Origin of the sequence: Variovorax sp. V116 (genome assembly GCF_041154435.1) — a bacterium.
Classification (GTDB): Bacteria; Pseudomonadota; Gammaproteobacteria; order Burkholderiales; family Burkholderiaceae_C; genus Variovorax; species Variovorax paradoxus.
This window is the reverse complement of sequence record NZ_AP028661.1, coordinates 642,236-659,918: the sequence shown is the minus strand read 5'-3', so window position 1 is coordinate 659,918 and position 17,683 is coordinate 642,236. Positions and strand designations below refer to the sequence as shown.

Below are 17,683 nucleotides of genomic sequence, written 5' to 3'. Positions count from 1 at the left end.
CCAACCACTTGCAACCACGGAGCCACCCACCATGAGCAACCACCCCACCCCGCGCCGCGCCCTCGTCGTGATCGACGTGCAGAACGAATACTTCGAAGGCGGCGGCCTGCCCATCGAGTACCCGCCGGTCGAAAGCTCGCTGCCGAAGATCACGCAGGCCATGGACGCCGCGCGCGCGGCCGGCACGCCGGTGGTCGTGGTGCAGCACCACGCCCCCAAGGGTGCGCCGGTGTTCCAGGCCGACGCGCACAACGGCCAGCTGCATCCGGAAATTGCGAGGCGGCCGCATGACCACCTCATCACCAAGACCCTCCCGAGCGTGTTCACCGGTACCGACTTTGCCGACTGGATCGCGCGCCACCAGATCGACACGCTCAGCGTGGTGGGCTACATGACCCAGAACTGCGATGCCTCCACCGTGTTCGAGGCCATGCACCGCGGCCTCAACGTGGAGTTCCTGTCGGACGCGAGCGGCGCGCTGCCCTACTCGAATGCGGCCGGGCAGGTCAGCGCCGAGGAAATCCACCGCGTCTTCAGCGTCGTGTTCCACAGCAACTTCGCGGCCGTGGCAAGCACCGAGGCCTGGATTGCCGCGCTGCAGGCCGGCCAGCCGATCGAGAAGGACAACGTCGTGATGTCGAACCGGCGCGCGCGGGGGTGAGCGGTTCAGCGCTTATGCTCGCCCCATGGGTGAATTCGACCTGATCACACGCTACTTCCAGCGCCCCGCCAAGCGTTCCCCGCTCGGCGTGGGCGACGACTGCGCATTGCTTGCGCCCGCGTCCGGCATGCAGCTTGCCGTGTCCTGCGACATGCTGGTCGAGGGCCGGCACTTTCTGTCGACCGTCGATCCCGCGCGGCTCGGCCACAAGGCGCTGGCGGTGAACCTCAGCGACCTGGCGGCCTGCGGCGCAAAGCCGCTGGCCTTCACGCTCGCGCTCGCGCTGCCCGGTGTCGACGAGCCCTGGCTCGAAGCCTTTTCGCGCGGCCTGTTCGCGCTGGCCGACGAACACGGCTGCGAGCTGGTGGGCGGCGACACCACGCGCGGCCCGCTCAACATCTGCATCACCGTGTTCGGCGAAGTGCCGGCCGGCGCGGCGCTGCTGCGCTCGGGCGCGCACGCGGGCGACGACATCTGGGTCAGCGGCACGCTCGGCGATGCGCGGCTCGCGCTCGAGATGTTCCGCGGCACACTCGCACTGCCCGCCGATGTGTTCGCACAGGCGCGCATGCGCATGGAGCAGCCCGCGCCGCGCGTGGCGCTGGGCCAGGCGCTGCGGGGCAAGGCTTCTGCGGCGGTGGACGTGAGCGATGGCCTCGTGGGCGACCTGGGCCACATCCTCGCGTCGAGCAAGGTGGGCGCCACGCTCGATGCCGATGTGGCCACCGGCGTGATCGCCGCGGCCGCGTCCTGCGGCCTCGGCACCGAGATCCTGCGCACCTGCGCGCTTTCAGGCGGCGACGACTACGAGCTGGTCTTCACCGCACCGCCCGCCGCGCGCGCCGCGGTCGAACAGGCCGGCAGGGAAAGCGCCACGCGCGTGACGCGCATCGGCCGCATCGACGCCGAAGCCGGCCTGCGCATCGTGGACGCCGGCGGCGCGCCGGTGGCGCAGCGCTTCGGCTCCTTCGACCACTTCGTCTGATCAGGACCCTCGAACCATTGCCTGCATCTTGGCCTGTGCGGCGTTGATGGCAGCAGACTGGCCATTGAGCTCCTGCAGCATCTTGTTGAGCTGCGCCTGCACGGCCGGATCGCTCACGCTGACCGACGAGCCCGAGACCTGGATCTTCGACTTGTTCTGCTCGAGGTAGTCGCCCACCGCGAGCGCGCCGTCGAACACCTTGTCGAGGGCAGGGAACACCTCCTTGAAGGTGGCGGCCGGCGCCGAGACGGTCTTCTCGTAGGCCTTGTCGTAGACCTGCTTCAGGTCGTCGGGCTGCTTGAGCTTCGCGTGCGCGGCATCGGCCTTGGCCAGTTCCTGGTCGAGCGCGGTGCGCAGGCCGCCCAGGCCGTCCTTGGCGGCCTTGAGGTCGTCGCGGCGCGACGCCAGGTCGGCAATCGAGCGCAGCGCGCCCTTGGCCATGACCTGGCCCATCGGCTGGCTGACCGACTTGTTCATGCCCTCGTTGAAGTCGGCGATCACCGCGTAGTGCTGCGCATAGTCGCCGAAGGAGGCCTTCTCGTCGGCCGTGGGCGTGGGCACGCGCAGGCCCGGCTTGTCGAGCACGCGGGCCTGCAGGAAGCCGATGAAGGCGGTGCGCTGCTCGGCCTCCTTGCTGCCGCAAGCCGCGAGCAGGAAGCTGAACGCCAGGCACAGCCACAACGCGTTGAAACGGACCCGGGTTCTTTTCATGATGCAGATGCCTTCGCGCTTGGATGAACCGCCGAGCATACGATGGCCCTCATCGGCGGCGCGCGGCAACGAAGCGCGCCACCAGCCACGCCGCCAGCGCGGGCGCGAACGCGAAGCTCGCAAACAGCCAGGCCGCGGCGGAGCGCGCGCCCGCCGCGCCGCCGGGCTCGCTGAGGCCGGCCGCGTTGGCCACCAGCCCCGCCACCGCCGCGCCCACGGCCATGCCGTAGAGCTGCACGGTCGTGATCGAGGCCGAGGCCAGGCCTTCCTGCCCGGCCGGCGCGAGCGACATCACGCGCGTGACCAGGTGCGGCCATCCGATGCCCACGCCCAGCCCCACGGCCGCCAGCGCGATGGCGGCCAGCAGCATCTCGAGCCCCGGCGCAAAGCGCCCGGGTGCCGGCAGCAGCAGCGCGAGCGCGGCAAGCCCCAGCGTGCAGGCCACCGGCCCGGCGCGCAGCATGCGGTCGGCGCCCGCGCCGCTGCGCCCCGACGACAGCAGCGAGCCCGCGCTCCAGCCACCGGCCATCGCCGCAGTGAGATAGCCGGCCGACAGCGGCGAATGGCCATGCAGCAACTGCAGGAAGTACGGCACGAAGATCTCGGTGGTGGTGCCGATCAAGAGCAGCACCACGCAGGCATAGATGGCGCCCATCGGCGTGCACAGCGCGTAGGCGCCGGCGGGCAGCAGCCGCACCGCGGCATGCCGGTCGATGCGCGTGGCGGCCACGCCGAGCGCCAGGCCCAGCGCCACGCCGGCGGCCTGCCAGGCCATGGCCGACAGGAACTCGCTGGCCGCGATCACCAGCACCGAGGCCGCCAGCACGCCGATCTGCAGCGCCGGGATGCGCGGCATGGCCGGCGGCCGTTCATGCCGCACGCCGGCCGCGGGCCGCAACTGCACCGCGACCAGCAGCGCCTGCACGGCAGCCAGCGGCAGCAGCGACCAGAAGGCCCAGCGCCAGTGCCCCGCCTGCGCGAACAGGCCGCCCACCGCCGGCCCGCAGAGCGTGGCCACGCCCCACATGCCCGACACCAGCGCCACCGCGCGCGGCCACAGCCGCGGCGCGAACACCCGCTGGATCAGCGCATAGCTCAGGGCCGCGAGCAGGCCGCCGCCCAGCCCCTGCACCGTGCGGCCCGCGAGCAGCCACGGCATGGCCGGCGCGAGCGCGCAAGCCATCGAACCCGCGCCGAACACCACGAGCGCCGCCAGGCAGGCGCCGCGCGGCCCCAGCCGCGCCAGCAGCCGCACCGACAGCGTGGCGCCGAGGATCGACCCCACCACGAACAGGGTGGTGCTCCAGGCGTACCAGTCGAGCCCGCCGATCTCGTTCACCACCGAGGGCAGCACGGTCGTCACGATGTGCACGTTGACCGCATGCAGCGCAACGCCGCCCGTGAGCGCCAGCGCGCGCCAGCCGTTGCGGCCGCTGAACAGTTCGCTCCAATCGGCAGCGGGCGAAACGGGGTGGAGCGAGGCAGGGGCGTTGGATGAGGCGGCAGGCATATGGCGCGGTCCTTGGCAGACGACGGGTGGCAAGGCAAGGCCCGGATACTAGGCCGGCCTTGTGAATTAAACAAGTTATTGCTTTGATAAATAGAGGGTCTTGGACAGCCCCCCGAATGCGCGACACTCTGGCCTGATGCAAGCCGCTTCTTCCTCCGCAGGCCCCATGCCGCCAGCCACGCCCCGCCGCCCCTCGATCGCCTTCCTGTTGTCCCACCCGGCGCATTTCATCGCCATGGGCTTCGGCTCCGGCCTGCCGCGCGTGGCGCCCGGCACCGTCGGCACGCTGTGGGCCTGGGCCGCCTTTGCCGTGATGCAGCTGTGGCTCACGCCCGCGGCCATCGGCTGGATCATCCTGGCCTCGCTGCCGATCGGCTGGTGGGCCTGCAGCATCACCGCGCGCGACATGGGCGTGGCCGACCCGGGCAGCATCGTGTGGGACGAGGTGATTGCGTTCTGGATCGTGCTGTGGCTCGTCACGCCGGCCGGGCTCCTCGCGCAGGCCATCGCGTTCGGCCTGTTCCGCTTCTTCGATGCCGCCAAGCCGGGGCCGGTGGCCTGGGCCGATGCGCTGTTCAAGCAGCGCGACGCGGTCCAGGTGCGCTGGTGGCGCGCGGGCTTCGGCATCATCCTCGACGACCTGGTGGCGGCGTTCTGCACGCTCTTGGTCATCGCGCTCTGGCGCGCATGGTGAACACGATGGAAGTCTCGACCCCAGCGAATTTTCTTGCCGACCAGGACACGCCCGCGCTCGTCGCAGCCCTGGCCGAACTGCTGCTGAAGAAGGGCTGGATGCTGGCCACGGCCGAAAGCTGCACCGGCGGGCTCATTGCCGGCGCATGCACCGAGCTCGCGGGCTCCAGCGCCTGGTTCGAGCGCGGCTTCGTCAGCTACTCGAACGCGGCCAAGACCGAACTGCTGGGCGTCGATGCTGCGCTGATCGAAGCCCACGGCGCGGTCAGCGAGCCGGTGGCGCGCGCCATGGCCGAAGGCGCCATCGCGCATTCGGCAGCGCGCGCCGCGGTGGCCGTGACCGGCGTGGCCGGCCCTACCGGCGGCAGCCCCGACAAGCCGGTCGGCACCGTGTGGTTCGGCTGGTCGGCCGGCGGGCAGGTGCGCACCGAGCGCCGCCGCTTCGATGGCGACCGCGCCGCGGTGCGCGCGGCCACGGTGCACTACGCCCTGCAGACACTGGTGGGCCTGCTCGGCCCGCAGCCCGGCACCACAACAAAGGCCCCATGACATGACAACTGCCACCGCCAATGCCCAGACCATCGAGCGCTTCTACGAGGCCTTCTCCCGGCTCGATGCCCGCGCCATGGCTGCCTGCTACGCCAGCGACGCGGCCTTCGACGACGAGGCCTTCTCGCTGCGCGGCCGGCAACAGGTGGGCGGCATGTGGCGCATGCTCTGCGACGCCACGCGCGCCAAGGGCGCCGACGTCTGGCGGCTGACCTGGCGCGACGTGCAGGCCGACGGCACCAGCGGCCATGCCCATTGGGACGCGCACTACCGCTTCAGCGCCACCGGCCGGCTGGTCGACAACAGCGTCGATGCGCGCTTCGGCTTCACGCCCGAGGGGCTGATTGCCACGCACCGCGACAGCTTTGCCTTCTGGACCTGGTCGCGCCAGGCGCTCGGCGCGCCGGGCCTGCTGCTCGGCTGGACGCCGATGCTGCGCAACAAGGTACGCGCCACCGCGGCCGCCAATCTCGCCACTTATCTCGCACGCCAACCATGAGCAACAGCAACCTGATCATCACCAACAACGAAGCCCAGCACCGCTACGAAGCCGCGCTCGAGGGCCAGCTCGCGGCCTACGCCGAATACAACCTGCTGACCGACGCCATCATGTTCACCCACACCGAGGTGCTGCCCGAGCACGAGGGCAAGGGCGTGGGCTCGGGCATTGCGCGGCATGTGCTGGACGAGGCGCGCGCCAAGGGGCTGCATGTGATTCCGGTGTGCCAGTTCATTGCGGGCTACATCCGCAAGCACCGCGAATACGCCGACCTGGTGCGGCCCGACATCCAGCGCGCCTTCAAGATCTGAGGGCGTCGGCCTTCGGCGCGGGCAGCCACGCGAAGGCCGCGATGCCCAGCACCAGCAGCGCGGCAATGGTGGCCAGCACGGCCGTGAGCGGATCGCCGCCATGCGCCGCGGCCACCGAGGCCGCCACGCCGGTGGCCCACTGCATGAGCGCGACGCCGAGGAACATCGCCATGGTGAAGACCGCCATCGCGCGGCCCGTGAGCGTCGCCGGATAAGCCACGCGCACGTCGGCGTACTGCCAGACGATGAAGCCCGAGAGCACGCCGATCAGCACCATGCCGCCGATGTCCAGCCAGGCCGAATGCGTGAAGGCGATGAGCGCGAACAGCGCCGCATAGCCGAGCGCGCACACCACGATCCGGCGGCGGCGCGCGGCGCCATCACGGTCGAAGCGGCCGAACAGCGGCGCACCGAACAGCGAGATCACCGACACCGCGATGGCGACGTTGCCGCTTTGCACCAGCGAATAGCCGTGGCGCTCCATCATGAGCGGCCCGAGCCAGAGCCCGCGCAGCGAGATGAAGGCAGCGTAGGTCACGGCCCCGAGCATGACGATGCCGAGCGTGTGCGGCATTGCGAGCAGCGCGCCGAACTGGCGGATGGCCTCGGGAATCGACTCGTTCACCCGCGGCACGGCCGAAGCGGGCTCGCGCACCCAGTGCCAGATCGCGAGCCACGCCAGCGCCGAGGCCACCGCCAGCACCAGGAAGCCCGCGCGCCACGAATAGGCCTGCACCAGCCACGCGAGCGGCGTGCCGGTGGCCAGCATGCCGAGGCCGCCGATGGCCAGCACCAGGCCCGAGACGGTGGCAAAGCGCGCGGCCGGAAAGTGCCGCGCAATGAACACGGTGCACACCAGGAAGGCCGGCGCGCAGCCGACGCCGATCAGTGCCTGCCCCGCCACCAGCACCGCGTAGCTCGGCGCGAACGCCGACAGCAGCGCGCCCGCGATGGCGACCGGAAAGGCCACCAGCACCGTGCGCCGCACGCCATGCAGGTCGATGCCGATGCCCATGAAGAGCTGCATCGCGCCAAAGGCGAAATGAAAGGCGCCCGAGAAAATGCCCAGTGCCTGGGCCGAGAGCCTGAAGTCGGCCTGCAGCGGGCTCGCCATGATGGCGCCCACGGTGCGGAAGGCCTGGCTCAGCGCCACGCCGGCGCACAGCGCCAGCACCATGGCCCACGCCGCGCGTGGCGTCAGCCGTGCGCTGGCAGGGCCGCTGTCAGGCACCGTGGCACTTCTTGTATTTCTTGCCGCTGCCGCAGGGGCAGGGGTCGTTGCGGCCGGGCGTGGCTTCCTTGCGCACGGTCTCGACCTTCGGGCCCAGGCTCTTCCAGAGCTGGCGCAGGTCGTACACGGCCCAGATGGCGGCGCCGAAATCGTCCAGCCGCTGCTGGCTCACGCTCGGCGGGCCGTCGTCGCTGAACATCGAGAGCGTGGGCTTGGCCTTGTCGTCCTCGGTCAGCGCCACGATGTTGTCGAGCGCGTCGTCCAGCATCTGGGCGGCTTCCTTGTCGCGCGGCGCGGCCCAGTCCTCGGGCCAGTTCTCGACCGCGTACATGAAGCCCAGCGCCCAGACCTGCGCGAACGAGGGAATCTCCTCGCCCGCCACCTCGGCGCGCTCTTCCTCGGGCAGCGAGGCGATGGCGCCGCGGGTGTCTAGCACCTCGGGCTGCCAGCTGCGCTCGTCGTCGAGCGACTGCACGTCGGCGTCCAGGCCCTCTTCGATCTCGAGCCAGCGGCGCTTCCAGTTCCAGACGAACTCCATGTGCTGGGCCGGCACGAAGCCCTCGCCCAGCAGCACCGGCCAGTATTCGGCCGGCTCGATGGGCCGGCGGGTGCAGATCAGCGCGGCCATGAAGCCTTCGCAGAACTCCCACTGGGGAATTTCCTCGTCCTGCTCGCGCATGGCGTCCAGCGCCTGGTCGAGGGCGTCGAAATCGTCGGGGCCGAGGGGGGCGGAAGCGGCCGCTTCGGCCTGGGGGGTGTCGTGGTTGTTGGTCATGGCAAGTTCGGGGCAGCCCTCTATGATGCAGCAGGCTCCGGTCGACACTATTTCTATGTCCACGATTATTCCGTTTCCGACGCGCTACAGCGCCTTCGCCCTGTGCGTGGTCGGGCTGGCGGCCTGCATCGCCCTGGTGCTGGTGTCGCCCCACCTGTGGCTGGCCTGGGTGGGCGTGGCGGTCTTCGCGGTGCTTTCGGGCACCGGCGTGCACGACCTGCGGCAGGCGCGCCACGCCATCCTGCGCAACTACCCCGTCATCGGCCACCTGCGCTTCCTGCTGGAATTCATCCGGCCGGAAATGCGGCAGTACTTCATCGAGAGCGATTCCGAGGCCGCCCCGTTCTCGCGCGCGCAGCGTTCGCTGGTGTACCAGCGCGCCAAGGGCGAGCCCGACAACCGGCCCTTCGGCACGCAACTGGACGTGACCATTGCGGGCTACGAGTGGATCAACCACTCGATGCAGCCCACCAAGCTCGACAACCACGATTTCCGCATCGTGATCGGCGGCACGCCGCACACCGCCGATGCCAGCCCGCCGCCATCGGGCGCGGGCGCGGCGTCGCACCATCCCTGCACGCAGCCCTACAGCGCGAGCGTGTTCAACATCTCGGCCATGAGCTTCGGCGCACTGTCGGCCAATGCGATCCTCGCGCTCAACCAGGGCGCCAGGCTGGGCGGCTTTGCGCACGACACCGGCGAAGGCTCCATTTCGCAGCACCACCGCGTGCATGGCGGCGATCTGATCTGGGAAATCGGCTCGGGCTACTTCGGCTGCCGCAACGAGGACGGCACGTTCAACGCCGAGCGCTTCAGCGCCAACGCGCGCGATCCGCAGGTGAAGATGATCGAGATCAAGCTGAGCCAGGGCGCCAAGCCCGGGCACGGCGGCGTGCTGCCGGCACCCAAGGTCACGCCCGAGATCGCGGCCGCGCGCGGCGTGCCGATCGGCATCGACTGCGTTTCGCCCTCGTCGCACAGCGCGTTCAGCACGCCCATCGAGATGATGCATTTCATCGCGAAGCTGCGGGAGCTGTCGGGCGGCAAGCCGACCGGCTTCAAGTTCTGCCTCGGCCATCCGTGGGAGTGGTTCGCGATCGTCAAGGCCATGCAGGCGACGGGCATCACGCCCGACTTCATCGTCGTCGACGGCGCCGAGGGCGGCACCGGCGCCGCGCCGGTCGAGTTCAGCGACCACGTGGGCGCGCCGCTGCAGGAAGGCCTGCTGCTGGTGCACAACACGCTCGTCGGCGTGAACCTGCGCCACCGCATCAAGCTGGGCTGCGCGGGCAAGGTGATCACGGCCTTCGACGTGGCGCGCATGATGGCGCTCGGCGCCGACTGGTGCAACGCGGCGCGCGGCTTCATGATGGCGCTGGGCTGCATCCAGGCGCAAAGCTGCCACACCGGCCACTGCCCCACCGGCGTGACCACGCAGGACCCGGTGCGCCAGCAGGCGCTGGTGGTGCCGACCAAGGCCGAGCGCGTGCGCAACTTCCACCGCAGCACGCTGCATGCGCTGCAGGAGCTGGTGCAGGCCGCCGGCCTCGACCATCCGCAGCAGATCACGGCGCACCACATCGTGCGGCGCATTTCCGACACCGAGGTGCGCCTCCTGAGCAACCTGGTGATGCAGGTGCAGCCGGGCGCGCTGCTCGGCCCGCTCGACAAGCAGCACAACGTGTTCCGCACCTACTGGCCGCTGGCCAGCGCCGAGAGCTTCCAGCCCCTGACACAAGGACCGCACGGCCTGGTGTCGAACCTTCCGCTGGCCGCATGAACCCCTTGCGACGCGGCGCATCGGCGCGGCTGCACAGCGCCAAGGGCGCGGCCTCCGCGCCCGCGCCGCTGGACGCGCAGCCCTTCGTGCCGGCGGCCGGCGACTACGCCGAATTCCTGCGCCTCATGCTGCCCAAGCAGCAGAAGAACGTCGCCAGCCACCGCCTGGGCAGCGAGCGCGTGTGGCTCAAGAAGGCCGGCCCGCGCCACGGCAAGTGGGGCTACCGCGTGATGGCGGCGGTCGCGCGCATGGCGCGGCTGGACATCATCAAGCCGGTACCCAACCCGGGCGGCGAGGCCGCCATCGCCACCGAGGCGCGGCGCCTGCGGCAGCTCGCGGCCGCGGGCCTGCGCGTGCCGGCGGTGCTGGCGCAGCAGCCCGACGGCCTGCTGATCTCGGACCTCGGCCAAAGCGGCCGCGCCACCGTCGTGCTGCAGGAGCGGCTCGACCAGGCCGCCGCCGCCGGCCCGGCCGCGCTGCTCGCGGTCTGGCGCGTAGGGCTGGCCGCGATCGCCAAGGTGCATGTGCGCGGCCAGCACCTGAGCCAGGCCTTCGACCGCAACCTGGTGCAGTGCCCCGACGGCGTGATCGGCTACATCGACTTCGAGGACGACCCGTCCGAGGTCATGACCCTGGCCGAGTGCCAGGCCCGCGACTGGCTCAGCTACCTGCACTCCACGGCCATGATGCTGGAGGCCGCCGCCCCCGAAGCCGCCGGCCAGCACTGGCACGCTGCGCTGGCCGAGGTGGACACGGAAGTGCGCGAGCGCATCGCCGAGGCCGCGCGGCGCATGAAATGGGCGCAGAAGCTGCCCGCCAGCCGCCGCTGGGGCCGCGACACGCAGCGCGTGCGCGCGGTGGCGCGGCTGCTGGGGCGCTGGCACCTGGGGCCGGCTGCTGCGCTGCAGAACTAGCAGCGGTCGTCAGGGGCGCTGTTGGCGGCTGAGTTGCTTCTGCCGCCATCTGCGGAATGCGAGGTCGCCGAGCCAGCCGCCGGCAATGGCGCAAAGGGCCTGCACTGCAAGAGCGATGACGAAGGCTTGCGACAAATCGCTCTCGCTTTGGGCCCTGTTCATTTCGTACCACTGCCCAATGGGAACGAGCACACCTTTGGCAGCAAGAAAGCTGAGGGTCAGCGCTCCGACCAGAATACAGAGCAGTCGAATGAGTATCTTCATGGAACTCGGCCGATCCGTGATCGCTACATGAGCTACGGGCGATCAGGCTGCCTCTGCCGCCACTTGCGAAATGCCCAGTCGCCGAGCCAACCGCCCGCGATCAATGCGAGGAGTTGAACGGCGAGCGCGACCATGTACGCCTGGCCCAGGTCACCGTCGTTCCTTGCAAAGTTGAGATCGTACCAATGGCCCACAGGGCCAATCAGCTTGTAGAAAACAAGGCTGAGTGCAATCGCTCCGACCAAAATACAGAGCAATCGAACGAGTGTTTTCATTTGGCCCAGATCAATGATGACCCCGCCCAACAGATGCGCCACGAGCTACTTGCGATCAAGCTGCTTCTGTCGCCATTTGCGAAATGCCCAATCGCCCAGCCACCCGCCCGCAACAGCGAAAATCGCTTGCACAGCAAGAGCGATAACGAAAGCGTCGGATACATCGTCGAAGCTCTGGGCCTTGTTCATTTCGTACCACTGCCCAATAGGGGCGAGCACGACTTTCGAAACAAGAAAACTGAGCACCAGCGCTCCGACCAAAATGCAGAGCAGTCGAGCGAGGATCTTCATAGGACCGGCCAAAACCATATAGCTTGCGCATGGCGCATGTCAGTGAGGACACCTTCCCAAGAGATCCGCCACTGAATGAGGAACCAGGACGAAAGTTTAGTCAACCGCGATCCATTCCAGAGATCGATAATGGTCGCCCTGCCGCCCCTCACCCCAGTAGTTCTGGATGAACACGATGCCAGTGCGTCCTGCAATTTTGTCGAATCCTTCCTTGCCGGTGTACTTTTCGGTGCGCGACATAAGACCGGCGGTTCCCGAATCAAGCCAGCTCGCTAACTCCTGTGCCCGGATCGGATACTTCGGCTTGTCTTTTTGCCAGGAGTAGACGCCTCGAAAAGTGTCGAGATTCATGCTCGACCGGATAAAGGCAGCGCCAACGTTGATCGCACATTGGTCCTTGTAAACGTCCTTGTCCAATAAAGCGCCGTCGCCCTTGATATTGGGATGATTGGCCCAGAGCGTCGCGAAAGATGGTTGCATTTTTTCCCGTCGAAACAAGAATTGAAGGGCGGCGCCAGTGAAAGCTAACACCGTCCCCCGCAGGTGTCGATGAGTCGGAAGTTGTCAATCCGCCGGTTTTCGCGCGTTTCTGCGCACAGCGGCAATCGACCAGTCCCATGGGTGCAATTGGCGCGGCATGAGCCGAGCGCCATCACTGCGCCGGCTACGAAAGCCCGAGCGCCGCCTGCACCACCACGCCGCGCAAGGCCAGCCGCTTCTTCATCGACAGCACCGCGCGGTCCTTGCTGAGCAGCAGCGCGCGGTGCGCCACCGCAAGGTCGATGAAGACCTGGTCGTCGGGGTCGCTGCAGACGCAGGGCGCACGCGACGGAATGCCTTCGATCATGCGCACCCGCGCATCGAAGTCCGCCAGCACCTCGGGCACTTGCAGGCCGCGCTGCGCCATGCGGCGGGCGATCAGCGGATAGCCGAGCACGCGCTCGAGTTCGACGCGCATCGCGGCCGTTGCGAGCCAGCGCAGCTCGCCCGCGGCCAGCATGGCGATCAGCGGCACCCAGGCGGGGTCCTCGAAGACCAGCAGGTCGAGCGCGATGTTGGTGTCGATGACGACGAGGCCGGATTCCGGAACGAGCATGGCTCTGCGTGAAGGCACGCACCCGCAGGTGCGCGCGTGGCTACTTCCTGGCCGAACCCGCAACCATGTCGAAACGGAACAGCCGGCACTCGATGGGCCCGTTCCACATCGGCACGCGGCGCGATTCCTTCAGCCGCATCTGCCTGGGCAGCTTCAGGTCGGGCGTGAGCACCCAGGCGGTCCAGCCGGCGTAGTTCTTCTTCCAGTGGGTGGCGAGCTGCGGAAAGAAATCGCCGCCGCCGTCGCCGCCTTCACCGCCGCCCTCGCCCGGGGTCTGCGCGGCCTCGCGGGCGCCGAAGCGCGCCACGCCGCCGACCTCGATGCGCTCGCCGTACGGCGGGTTGAGCATGATCACCCCGCCCTCGGCCGGCGGCATGCGCTGCAGCGCGTCGCCGCCGCGGAACTCGATGGCATCGGCAACGCCGGCGCGCTCCGCGTTGCGCTCGGCAAAGTCGACCATGCGGTGCGAGACGTCGGAGCCGAAGATGGCGACATCGCGCGGCACCGCCGACGACTGGGCCTCTTTCCTGATGGCGTCCCAGACGTGCGCCTGGAACGGCAGCAGCTTCTCGAAGCCGAAGCGCCTGAGCGACCCGGCCGCAATGCCGCGCGCGATCTGCGCCGCCTCGATGGCGATGGTGCCGCTGCCGCAGCAGGGGTCGTACAGCGGATCGGCGGCCACGGCGCCGGTTTCGGGGTTCCACCAGCCGCTGGCGGCCAGCATGGCGGCGGCCAGCGTTTCCTTCAGCGGCGCATCGCCCTTGTCCTGGCGCCAGCCGCGCTTGAAGAGCGGCTCGCCGGAGGTGTCGATGTAGAGCGTGCAGTGCTCGGTGGTCAGGTGGGCGAACACGCGGCAGTCGGGCCACTGGGTTTCGATGCTCGGGCGCACGCCGCCGGCCTTGGCGCGGAAGCGGTCGGCAATGGCGTCCTTGATGCGCAGGGTGGCGAAGTTCAGGCTCTGCAGCGGGCTGTGCTGCGCCGTGGTCTCGATCTTGAAGGTCTGCTTGGGCGTGAACCAGATCTCCCAGGCCACGCCGCTCGCGATCGCGTAGAGGTCGTTCTCGCTGCGGTAGGGCGCGTGGGCCAGTTCGACCAGCACGCGCTGCGCGAGCCGGCTGTGCAGGTTGAGCTTGAGCGCGTCGCGCCATTCGGCGCGCACCCGCACGCCGCCGCGCAGCGTGAGCAGGTCCTGGCCGACGCGGCCGGTGAGCGCATGGACTTCCTGCGCGAGGAATTCCTCGACGCCGGCGGCGCAAGGCAAAAAGAGAGAGAGATCGTTCACGGGGGGTTCGCCATCATTCGGCCGCTGGGGAACGCCATTGTCGCCGCGCCGGGCCGCTTCTCTATATAGTGGATCGGCCGATGAATTCCACCACCGCGCCCATGGTTGCTCCGGCTGTCGCCGACGACGATGGGCGCTTTGCCATCCAGTGCGAGGTGCTGCGGCTGTCGATCCGCCCGATCGGGCCGGTGCTGCTGGCGCAATACCTGCTGAACTGCGGCGTGGCGGCGCTCTTTGCCTGGCAGTATTCGCTTTCCCGCGCACTGGTGTGGATCTCGCTCATCACCGCCGTGACGCTCATGCGCGGCTTCTTTCCGCAGCGCCTGCCCACCCCCTTCACCCCGCAAAGCCTGCGCGATGCGCAGCGCACGCACACGGCGCGCACCGGCATCTGGGAGCTGGCGCACGGCCTGGCCGGCGTGCTGCTGTTCAACCCCGCCCAGCCCGAGCAGCAGCTGCTGCTCGGGCTGATGCTGATGGGCATGACGCTGTCCTCGGCGTTCTCGGTGTCCTTCTACGTTCCGGCCACGCAGCTGGCGATCACGCTGCTGCTGGCGCCGGTGATCGTGACCGGCCTCTGGCTGGGCGCGCCGGCCATGAAGGCGGTGGCGCTCATCGGCATCGGCCTGACCGCGATGATGTGGAAGCTGGTGGCCGAGCATTCGCGCCAGCTCGAGGAAAACATCGGCCTTCGCCTGAACGAGCGCAGCCTGCGCGAGCAGGCGCTGGCCGGGCTGCGCGCCTCCGAGCAGGCGCAGGCCGAGCGGCTGCGCTTCTTCTCGGCCGCCAACCACGACCTGCGCCAGCCGGTGATGGCCATCGGCCTGCAGGCCGAGGTGCTGCGCCAGCAGCTGGACAACGGCGCCGATGCGCCCGTGGTGCAGCACACGGTGGCCTCGCTCGCGCGCGCGCAGCAGGCGCTCGAAGGCCTGACCAACCAGCTGCTCGAGATCGGCCGCATCGAGGCCGCGGCCGATCCGCTGCAGCCGGTGGCGGTGCCGCTGGCGCCGCTTCTGGCCGACCTCGCGCGCCAGGCCGGCAATGGCCGCGTCACGGTGCGCTGCCCCGCCGATGCGGTGGGCTGGGCCGATGCGGTGTCGCTGCGCCGCGTGCTGGCGAACCTGGTCGACAACGCCGTCAAGTTCACCCCGCGCGGCCGGGTGCTGCTGGCCGTGCGCGCACGCCGGCGCGACACCGGGCGCGCCTGGCGGGTGGAGGTGCGCGACAGCGGCATCGGCATTGCGGCGGACTCGCAGGAGCGCGTGTTCGGCGACTTCGAGCAGATCGGCAACGTGGAGCGCAACCTGCAGCGCGGCCATGGGCTGGGCCTGGCGATCGTGCGGCGGCTGGCCGCGCAGCTCGGCATCCAGGTTTCGCTGCGTTCGGCGCCGGGGCGGGGCTCGGTGTTCGGCTTCGAGCTGCCCGCGGCGCCGGCCGATGCGCCGGTGGCGGCTCCCGCGCCCGCGGCGCAGCCCCGGTCCGGCGCGGCGCACGCCCTGCGGCCCGGCCTGGCCGTGCTGGTGGTGGAAGACAACGCCGTGGTGGCCGACAGCCTCGGCGCGCTGCTGCAGCAATGGCAGCTCGCGCCGCGCGTGTACGCCAGCGCGGCCGAGGCGCTGGCGCTGGCCGACCTGCGCGCGCTCGACGTGGCGCTGTGCGACATCCGGCTGCCGGGCGCGCTCGACGGCATCGCGCTGGCGGAACGGCTGCAGCGGCAAAAGCCCTCGCTCGCCATCGCGCTGGTATCGGCCGACATCGGCGAAGCCACCCAGCGGCTGGCCGCGGAGCGCGGCTGGCATGCGCTGCGCAAGCCGGTGCAGCCGGCCGAGCTGCATGCGGTGCTGGTGCAGGCGCAGCAGGCGGCATCGGGGCGCTGAACGGGCGGGCGGTGCGTCTGGCACGGCTCGTGCACTGCCTTCACCGCTTCCGATATATGCTCCGCGCACAGGCCGCCGGTCCTGCCCCCGATGTCCATCGACACCCCCTCCCATCCCGCCGCCATGGCCGATGCGCCCGCCGATCCGCGCGGCCTGCGCGAACTGCGTTATGGCCCGGTCGCCATGGCGCTGCACTGGCTGCTCGCGGCCATGATCGTCGGCTCGCTCGGCGTCGGCCTCTACATGACCGGCCTGCCGCTCTCGCCGGCGCGCATCAAGCTCTACAACTGGCACAAATGGGCCGGCGTGACGATCCTGCTGCTGTCGGCCGTGCGCCTGCTGTGGCGGCTGCGCCATCCGCCGCCGCCGCTGCCGGCCGAAGCGGCGGCGGCCATGCCGCGCTGGCAGCGCAGCGGCTACCGCGCGAGCCACGCGCTGATGTACCTGCTGTTCCTGGCGGTCCCGCTGTTCGGCTGGGCCTACAGTTCGGCGCTGGGCTTTCCGGTCGTGTGGTTCGGCGTGCTGCCGCTGCCCGACTTTGTGCCGGTCGACAAGGAATGGGCCGAGGCCGTGCTCAAGCCGCTGCACAAGGGCAGCGCCTTCACGCTGGCCGCGGTGGCGCTGCTGCACGTGGCGGCGGTGCTCAAGCACCACTGGATCGACCGCGATGGCATCTTGAAACGCATGTGGCCCGCGCCACGCAAGGAATCCGCCGGATGAAGCGCACCTCCCGTCTCTGTCTTGCGGCCGCCCTGGCGTTCGCCCCTCTCGCGCCCGCGCTCGCCGAGCCCGCCACGGCCACCCGGCTGGTGGCGGACAAGAGCCAGATCGCCTTCGTGAGCAAGCAGATGGGCGTGCCGGTGGAGGGCACGTTCAAGAAGTTCGATGCGCAGGTGGCCTTCGACCCGCGCAAGCCCGAAGGCGGCACGGTCGCATTGCAGATCGACACGGGCAGCGCGTCGCTGGGCGTTCCGATGAGCGACGCCGAACTGCCCAAGCCGCCGTGGTTCGACACGGCGCATTTTCCGCAGGCCAGCTTCCAGTCGAGCGCGATCAAGGCGCTGGGCGACGGCCGCTTCGAGATCGCGGGCAAGCTCACCATCAAGAACATCTCGCGCCCGATCACGGTGCCGGTGAGCATTGCGCCGGCCAACGGCCACGCGGTGGCCAGCGGAAGCTTTACGATCCAGCGGCTCGACTACAAGGTGGGCGACGGCGAGTGGACCGACACCTCGGTGGTCGGCAACGAGGTGCTGGTTCGCTTCAAGTTCACGCTCGCGGGCTTCGGTCCGCTCTGAATTCCTTTATTTCGTTCTCACGCCACGCACGCCCATTGCCATGAAGAAGCTCCTCCTCGCTGCCGCGCTCTCAGCCGCGGCGGCCCTTGCCACCCCTGCCCTGGCACAGGAATACACCGCGCCGCCCGTCGCCGCCAAGCCCGCGGGCGGCCCGGTGAAGAACGCCAGCTACGTGATCGACCCCACCCACACCTTCGTGATGTACGAGATGGGGCACTACGGCACCACCACCAACCGCGGCCGCTTCAGCACCAAGGACGGCTCGGTGCAGATCGACGGCAGCGGCAGCAGCGGCAAGGTCGACATCACGATGGACATCAGCTCCATCAACACCGGCGTCGACCTGCTCAACCGCCACGTGCAAAGCAAGGACTTCTTCAACGTGGCCGAATTCCCGACCGGGCGCTTCGTGGCGGACCGCATCGAGTTCAACGGCGACAAGGTGGCCGACGTGCCGGGCACGCTCACGCTGATGGGGCAGACCAGGCCCGTCACGCTCAGGGCCGTGCGCTTCAACTGCTACCTGAACCCGCTCATCAACCGCCAGGTCTGCGGCGGCGACTTCGAGACGACGGTGCAGCGCAGCGACTGGGGCATCACCTGGGGCCTGAACTTCGGCTTCGAGAACAAGGTGAAGCTGCTGGTGCAGGTCGAAGCGGTCAACGTGCAGCAATAGAAGAA

At 69.5% G+C, this 17,683-nt stretch carries 22 protein-coding genes; 12 read left to right on the top strand and 10 right to left on the bottom strand.

Features of this window, described 5'->3' with window-relative positions:
* Window positions 1-31: 31 nt before the first annotated feature.
* Window positions 32-661, top strand: coding sequence for a cysteine hydrolase family protein (locus ACAM58_RS03085; protein WP_369664118.1), 630 nt, complete (start codon window positions 32-34; stop codon window positions 659-661).
* Window positions 662-686: 25 nt separating this feature from the next.
* Complete coding sequence (gene thiL, locus ACAM58_RS03080) at window positions 687-1,646, top strand: thiamine-phosphate kinase (protein ID WP_369664117.1); 960 nt, start codon at window positions 687-689, stop codon at window positions 1,644-1,646.
* Here thiL and ACAM58_RS03075 read toward each other — a convergent pair whose 3' ends face one another.
* Together ACAM58_RS03075 and ACAM58_RS03070 are read right to left on the bottom strand one after the other, a co-directional pair.
* A complete protein-coding gene (locus tag ACAM58_RS03075) occupies window positions 1,647-2,357 on the bottom strand; it encodes a DUF3053 domain-containing protein (RefSeq protein WP_049826138.1) in 711 nt (236 codons plus the stop codon).
* Window positions 2,358-2,406: 49 nt separating this feature from the next.
* Window positions 2,407-3,867, bottom strand: a complete 1,461-nt coding sequence (locus ACAM58_RS03070) for an MFS transporter (protein WP_369664116.1) — start codon at window positions 3,865-3,867, stop codon at window positions 2,407-2,409.
* Between the two features lie 166 nt (window positions 3,868-4,033).
* On the opposite strand from ACAM58_RS03070, the gene ACAM58_RS03065 reads away from it, so the two are divergent.
* From ACAM58_RS03065 to ACAM58_RS03050, 4 genes are read left to right on the top strand one after another with little or no spacing between them, the layout of a single operon-like run.
* Entirely contained in the window at window positions 4,034-4,561 is a 528-nt protein-coding gene (locus ACAM58_RS03065) for a phosphatidylglycerophosphatase A (RefSeq protein ID WP_062363668.1), read from the top strand.
* Window positions 4,555-5,109, top strand: a complete 555-nt coding sequence (locus ACAM58_RS03060) for a CinA family protein (RefSeq protein ID WP_369664115.1) — start codon at window positions 4,555-4,557, stop codon at window positions 5,107-5,109. Before ACAM58_RS03065 ends, ACAM58_RS03060 begins: the two co-directional genes overlap by 7 nt.
* Before the next feature lies 1 nt (window position 5,110).
* Window positions 5,111-5,608, top strand: coding sequence for a nuclear transport factor 2 family protein (locus tag ACAM58_RS03055; protein ID WP_369664114.1), 498 nt, complete (start codon window positions 5,111-5,113; stop codon window positions 5,606-5,608).
* Entirely contained in the window at window positions 5,605-5,919 is a 315-nt protein-coding gene (locus tag ACAM58_RS03050) for a GNAT family N-acetyltransferase (RefSeq protein WP_369664113.1), read from the top strand. Before ACAM58_RS03055 ends, ACAM58_RS03050 begins: the two co-directional genes overlap by 4 nt.
* Here the strand turns inward: ACAM58_RS03050 and ACAM58_RS03045 are convergent.
* Window positions 5,909-7,096 (bottom strand): nitrate/nitrite transporter, encoded by a 1,188-nt coding sequence (locus ACAM58_RS03045; RefSeq protein ID WP_369664467.1) that lies wholly within the window; start codon window positions 7,094-7,096, stop codon window positions 5,909-5,911. The genes ACAM58_RS03050 and ACAM58_RS03045 overlap by 11 nt on opposite strands.
* 46 nt (window positions 7,097-7,142) lie before the next feature.
* Window positions 7,143-7,925 (bottom strand): UPF0149 family protein, encoded by a 783-nt coding sequence (locus ACAM58_RS03040; RefSeq protein ID WP_319429065.1) that lies wholly within the window; start codon window positions 7,923-7,925, stop codon window positions 7,143-7,145.
* 55 nt (window positions 7,926-7,980) lie between these two features.
* Between ACAM58_RS03040 and ACAM58_RS03035 the strand changes: the two genes are divergently transcribed.
* Window positions 7,981-9,705: an FMN-binding glutamate synthase family protein gene (locus tag ACAM58_RS03035; protein ID WP_369664112.1), complete on the top strand. Its 1,725-nt coding sequence runs from the start codon at window positions 7,981-7,983 to the stop codon at window positions 9,703-9,705.
* Window positions 9,702-10,619 (top strand): hypothetical protein, encoded by a 918-nt coding sequence (locus ACAM58_RS03030; RefSeq protein ID WP_369664111.1) that lies wholly within the window; start codon window positions 9,702-9,704, stop codon window positions 10,617-10,619. The genes ACAM58_RS03035 and ACAM58_RS03030 overlap by 4 nt, the downstream gene beginning before the upstream one ends.
* Window positions 10,620-10,628: 9 nt before the next feature.
* Here the strand turns inward: ACAM58_RS03030 and ACAM58_RS03025 are convergent, their stop codons facing one another.
* The 6 genes from ACAM58_RS03025 to ACAM58_RS03000 all read right to left on the bottom strand — a co-directional run bounded on the left by ACAM58_RS03025 (window position 10,629) and on the right by ACAM58_RS03000 (window position 13,827).
* Window positions 10,629-10,883: a hypothetical protein gene (locus ACAM58_RS03025; RefSeq protein WP_018904026.1), complete on the bottom strand. Its 255-nt coding sequence runs from the start codon at window positions 10,881-10,883 to the stop codon at window positions 10,629-10,631.
* Between the two features lie 32 nt (window positions 10,884-10,915).
* Complete coding sequence (locus ACAM58_RS03020; RefSeq protein WP_038106906.1) at window positions 10,916-11,158, bottom strand: hypothetical protein; 243 nt, start codon at window positions 11,156-11,158, stop codon at window positions 10,916-10,918.
* Between the two features lie 45 nt (window positions 11,159-11,203).
* Window positions 11,204-11,449: a hypothetical protein gene (locus tag ACAM58_RS03015; RefSeq protein WP_062363682.1), complete on the bottom strand. Its 246-nt coding sequence runs from the start codon at window positions 11,447-11,449 to the stop codon at window positions 11,204-11,206.
* Between the two features lie 96 nt (window positions 11,450-11,545).
* On the bottom strand, window positions 11,546-11,929 hold the full coding sequence (locus tag ACAM58_RS03010) for a T6SS effector amidase Tae4 family protein (protein WP_369664110.1): 384 nt from the start codon (window positions 11,927-11,929) through the stop codon (window positions 11,546-11,548).
* Between the two features lie 184 nt (window positions 11,930-12,113).
* Complete coding sequence (locus tag ACAM58_RS03005) at window positions 12,114-12,545, bottom strand: putative toxin-antitoxin system toxin component, PIN family (protein ID WP_369664109.1); 432 nt, start codon at window positions 12,543-12,545, stop codon at window positions 12,114-12,116.
* Window positions 12,546-12,585: 40 nt separating this feature from the next.
* Window positions 12,586-13,827 carry a class I SAM-dependent RNA methyltransferase gene (locus tag ACAM58_RS03000; protein ID WP_369664108.1) on the bottom strand — a complete coding sequence of 414 codons (1,242 nt, stop codon included), beginning with the start codon at window positions 13,825-13,827 and terminating at the stop codon, window positions 12,586-12,588.
* An 80-nt stretch (window positions 13,828-13,907) separates the two neighbouring features.
* On the opposite strand from ACAM58_RS03000, the gene ACAM58_RS02995 reads away from it, so the two are divergent.
* From ACAM58_RS02995 to ACAM58_RS02980, 4 genes are all read left to right on the top strand, one after another.
* A complete protein-coding gene (locus ACAM58_RS02995; RefSeq protein ID WP_369664107.1) occupies window positions 13,908-15,704 on the top strand; it encodes a hybrid sensor histidine kinase/response regulator in 1,797 nt (598 codons plus the stop codon).
* A 90-nt stretch (window positions 15,705-15,794) separates the two neighbouring features.
* Window positions 15,795-16,424, top strand: a complete 630-nt coding sequence (locus tag ACAM58_RS02990; RefSeq protein WP_307592924.1) for a cytochrome b — start codon at window positions 15,795-15,797, stop codon at window positions 16,422-16,424.
* Window positions 16,421-17,002 carry a YceI family protein gene (locus ACAM58_RS02985; protein WP_369664106.1) on the top strand — a complete coding sequence of 194 codons (582 nt, stop codon included), beginning with the start codon at window positions 16,421-16,423 and terminating at the stop codon, window positions 17,000-17,002. Before ACAM58_RS02990 ends, ACAM58_RS02985 begins: the two co-directional genes overlap by 4 nt.
* 40 nt (window positions 17,003-17,042) lie before the next feature.
* Entirely contained in the window at window positions 17,043-17,678 is a 636-nt protein-coding gene (locus ACAM58_RS02980) for a YceI family protein (protein WP_012745632.1), read from the top strand.
* Window positions 17,679-17,683 lie beyond the last annotated feature (5 nt).

What these genes read in the sequence shown, in the direction of transcription:
- ACAM58_RS03025 (WP_018904026.1), bottom strand. Translation starts at nt 10,883, where the DNA reads ATGAAGATACTCATTCGACTGCTCTGTATTCTGGTCGGAGCGCTGACC.
- ACAM58_RS03085 (WP_369664118.1), top strand. Translation starts at nt 32, where the DNA reads ATGAGCAACCACCCCACCCCGCGCCGCGCCCTCGTCGTGATCGACGTG.
- ACAM58_RS03070 (WP_369664116.1), bottom strand. Translation starts at nt 3,867, where the DNA reads ATGCCTGCCGCCTCATCCAACGCCCCTGCCTCGCTCCACCCCGTTTCG.
- ACAM58_RS03045 (WP_369664467.1), bottom strand. Translation starts at nt 7,096, where the DNA reads ATGGTGCTGGCGCTGTGCGCCGGCGTGGCGCTGAGCCAGGCCTTCCGC.
- ACAM58_RS03030 (WP_369664111.1), top strand. Translation starts at nt 9,702, where the DNA reads ATGAACCCCTTGCGACGCGGCGCATCGGCGCGGCTGCACAGCGCCAAG.
- ACAM58_RS03060 (WP_369664115.1), top strand. Translation starts at nt 4,555, where the DNA reads ATGGTGAACACGATGGAAGTCTCGACCCCAGCGAATTTTCTTGCCGAC.
- ACAM58_RS02990 (WP_307592924.1), top strand. Translation starts at nt 15,795, where the DNA reads ATGTCCATCGACACCCCCTCCCATCCCGCCGCCATGGCCGATGCGCCC.
- ACAM58_RS03055 (WP_369664114.1), top strand. Translation starts at nt 5,111, where the DNA reads ATGACAACTGCCACCGCCAATGCCCAGACCATCGAGCGCTTCTACGAG.
- ACAM58_RS02985 (WP_369664106.1), top strand. Translation starts at nt 16,421, where the DNA reads ATGAAGCGCACCTCCCGTCTCTGTCTTGCGGCCGCCCTGGCGTTCGCC.
- ACAM58_RS03040 (WP_319429065.1), bottom strand. Translation starts at nt 7,925, where the DNA reads ATGACCAACAACCACGACACCCCCCAGGCCGAAGCGGCCGCTTCCGCC.
- ACAM58_RS03010 (WP_369664110.1), bottom strand. Translation starts at nt 11,929, where the DNA reads ATGCAACCATCTTTCGCGACGCTCTGGGCCAATCATCCCAATATCAAG.
- thiL (WP_369664117.1), top strand. Translation starts at nt 687, where the DNA reads ATGGGTGAATTCGACCTGATCACACGCTACTTCCAGCGCCCCGCCAAG.
- ACAM58_RS03035 (WP_369664112.1), top strand. Translation starts at nt 7,981, where the DNA reads ATGTCCACGATTATTCCGTTTCCGACGCGCTACAGCGCCTTCGCCCTG.
- ACAM58_RS03050 (WP_369664113.1), top strand. Translation starts at nt 5,605, where the DNA reads ATGAGCAACAGCAACCTGATCATCACCAACAACGAAGCCCAGCACCGC.
- ACAM58_RS03005 (WP_369664109.1), bottom strand. Translation starts at nt 12,545, where the DNA reads ATGCTCGTTCCGGAATCCGGCCTCGTCGTCATCGACACCAACATCGCG.
- ACAM58_RS02980 (WP_012745632.1), top strand. Translation starts at nt 17,043, where the DNA reads ATGAAGAAGCTCCTCCTCGCTGCCGCGCTCTCAGCCGCGGCGGCCCTT.
- ACAM58_RS03075 (WP_049826138.1), bottom strand. Translation starts at nt 2,357, where the DNA reads ATGAAAAGAACCCGGGTCCGTTTCAACGCGTTGTGGCTGTGCCTGGCG.
- ACAM58_RS03015 (WP_062363682.1), bottom strand. Translation starts at nt 11,449, where the DNA reads ATGAAGATCCTCGCTCGACTGCTCTGCATTTTGGTCGGAGCGCTGGTG.
- ACAM58_RS03065 (WP_062363668.1), top strand. Translation starts at nt 4,034, where the DNA reads ATGCCGCCAGCCACGCCCCGCCGCCCCTCGATCGCCTTCCTGTTGTCC.
- ACAM58_RS03020 (WP_038106906.1), bottom strand. Translation starts at nt 11,158, where the DNA reads ATGAAAACACTCGTTCGATTGCTCTGTATTTTGGTCGGAGCGATTGCA.
- ACAM58_RS02995 (WP_369664107.1), top strand. Translation starts at nt 13,908, where the DNA reads ATGAATTCCACCACCGCGCCCATGGTTGCTCCGGCTGTCGCCGACGAC.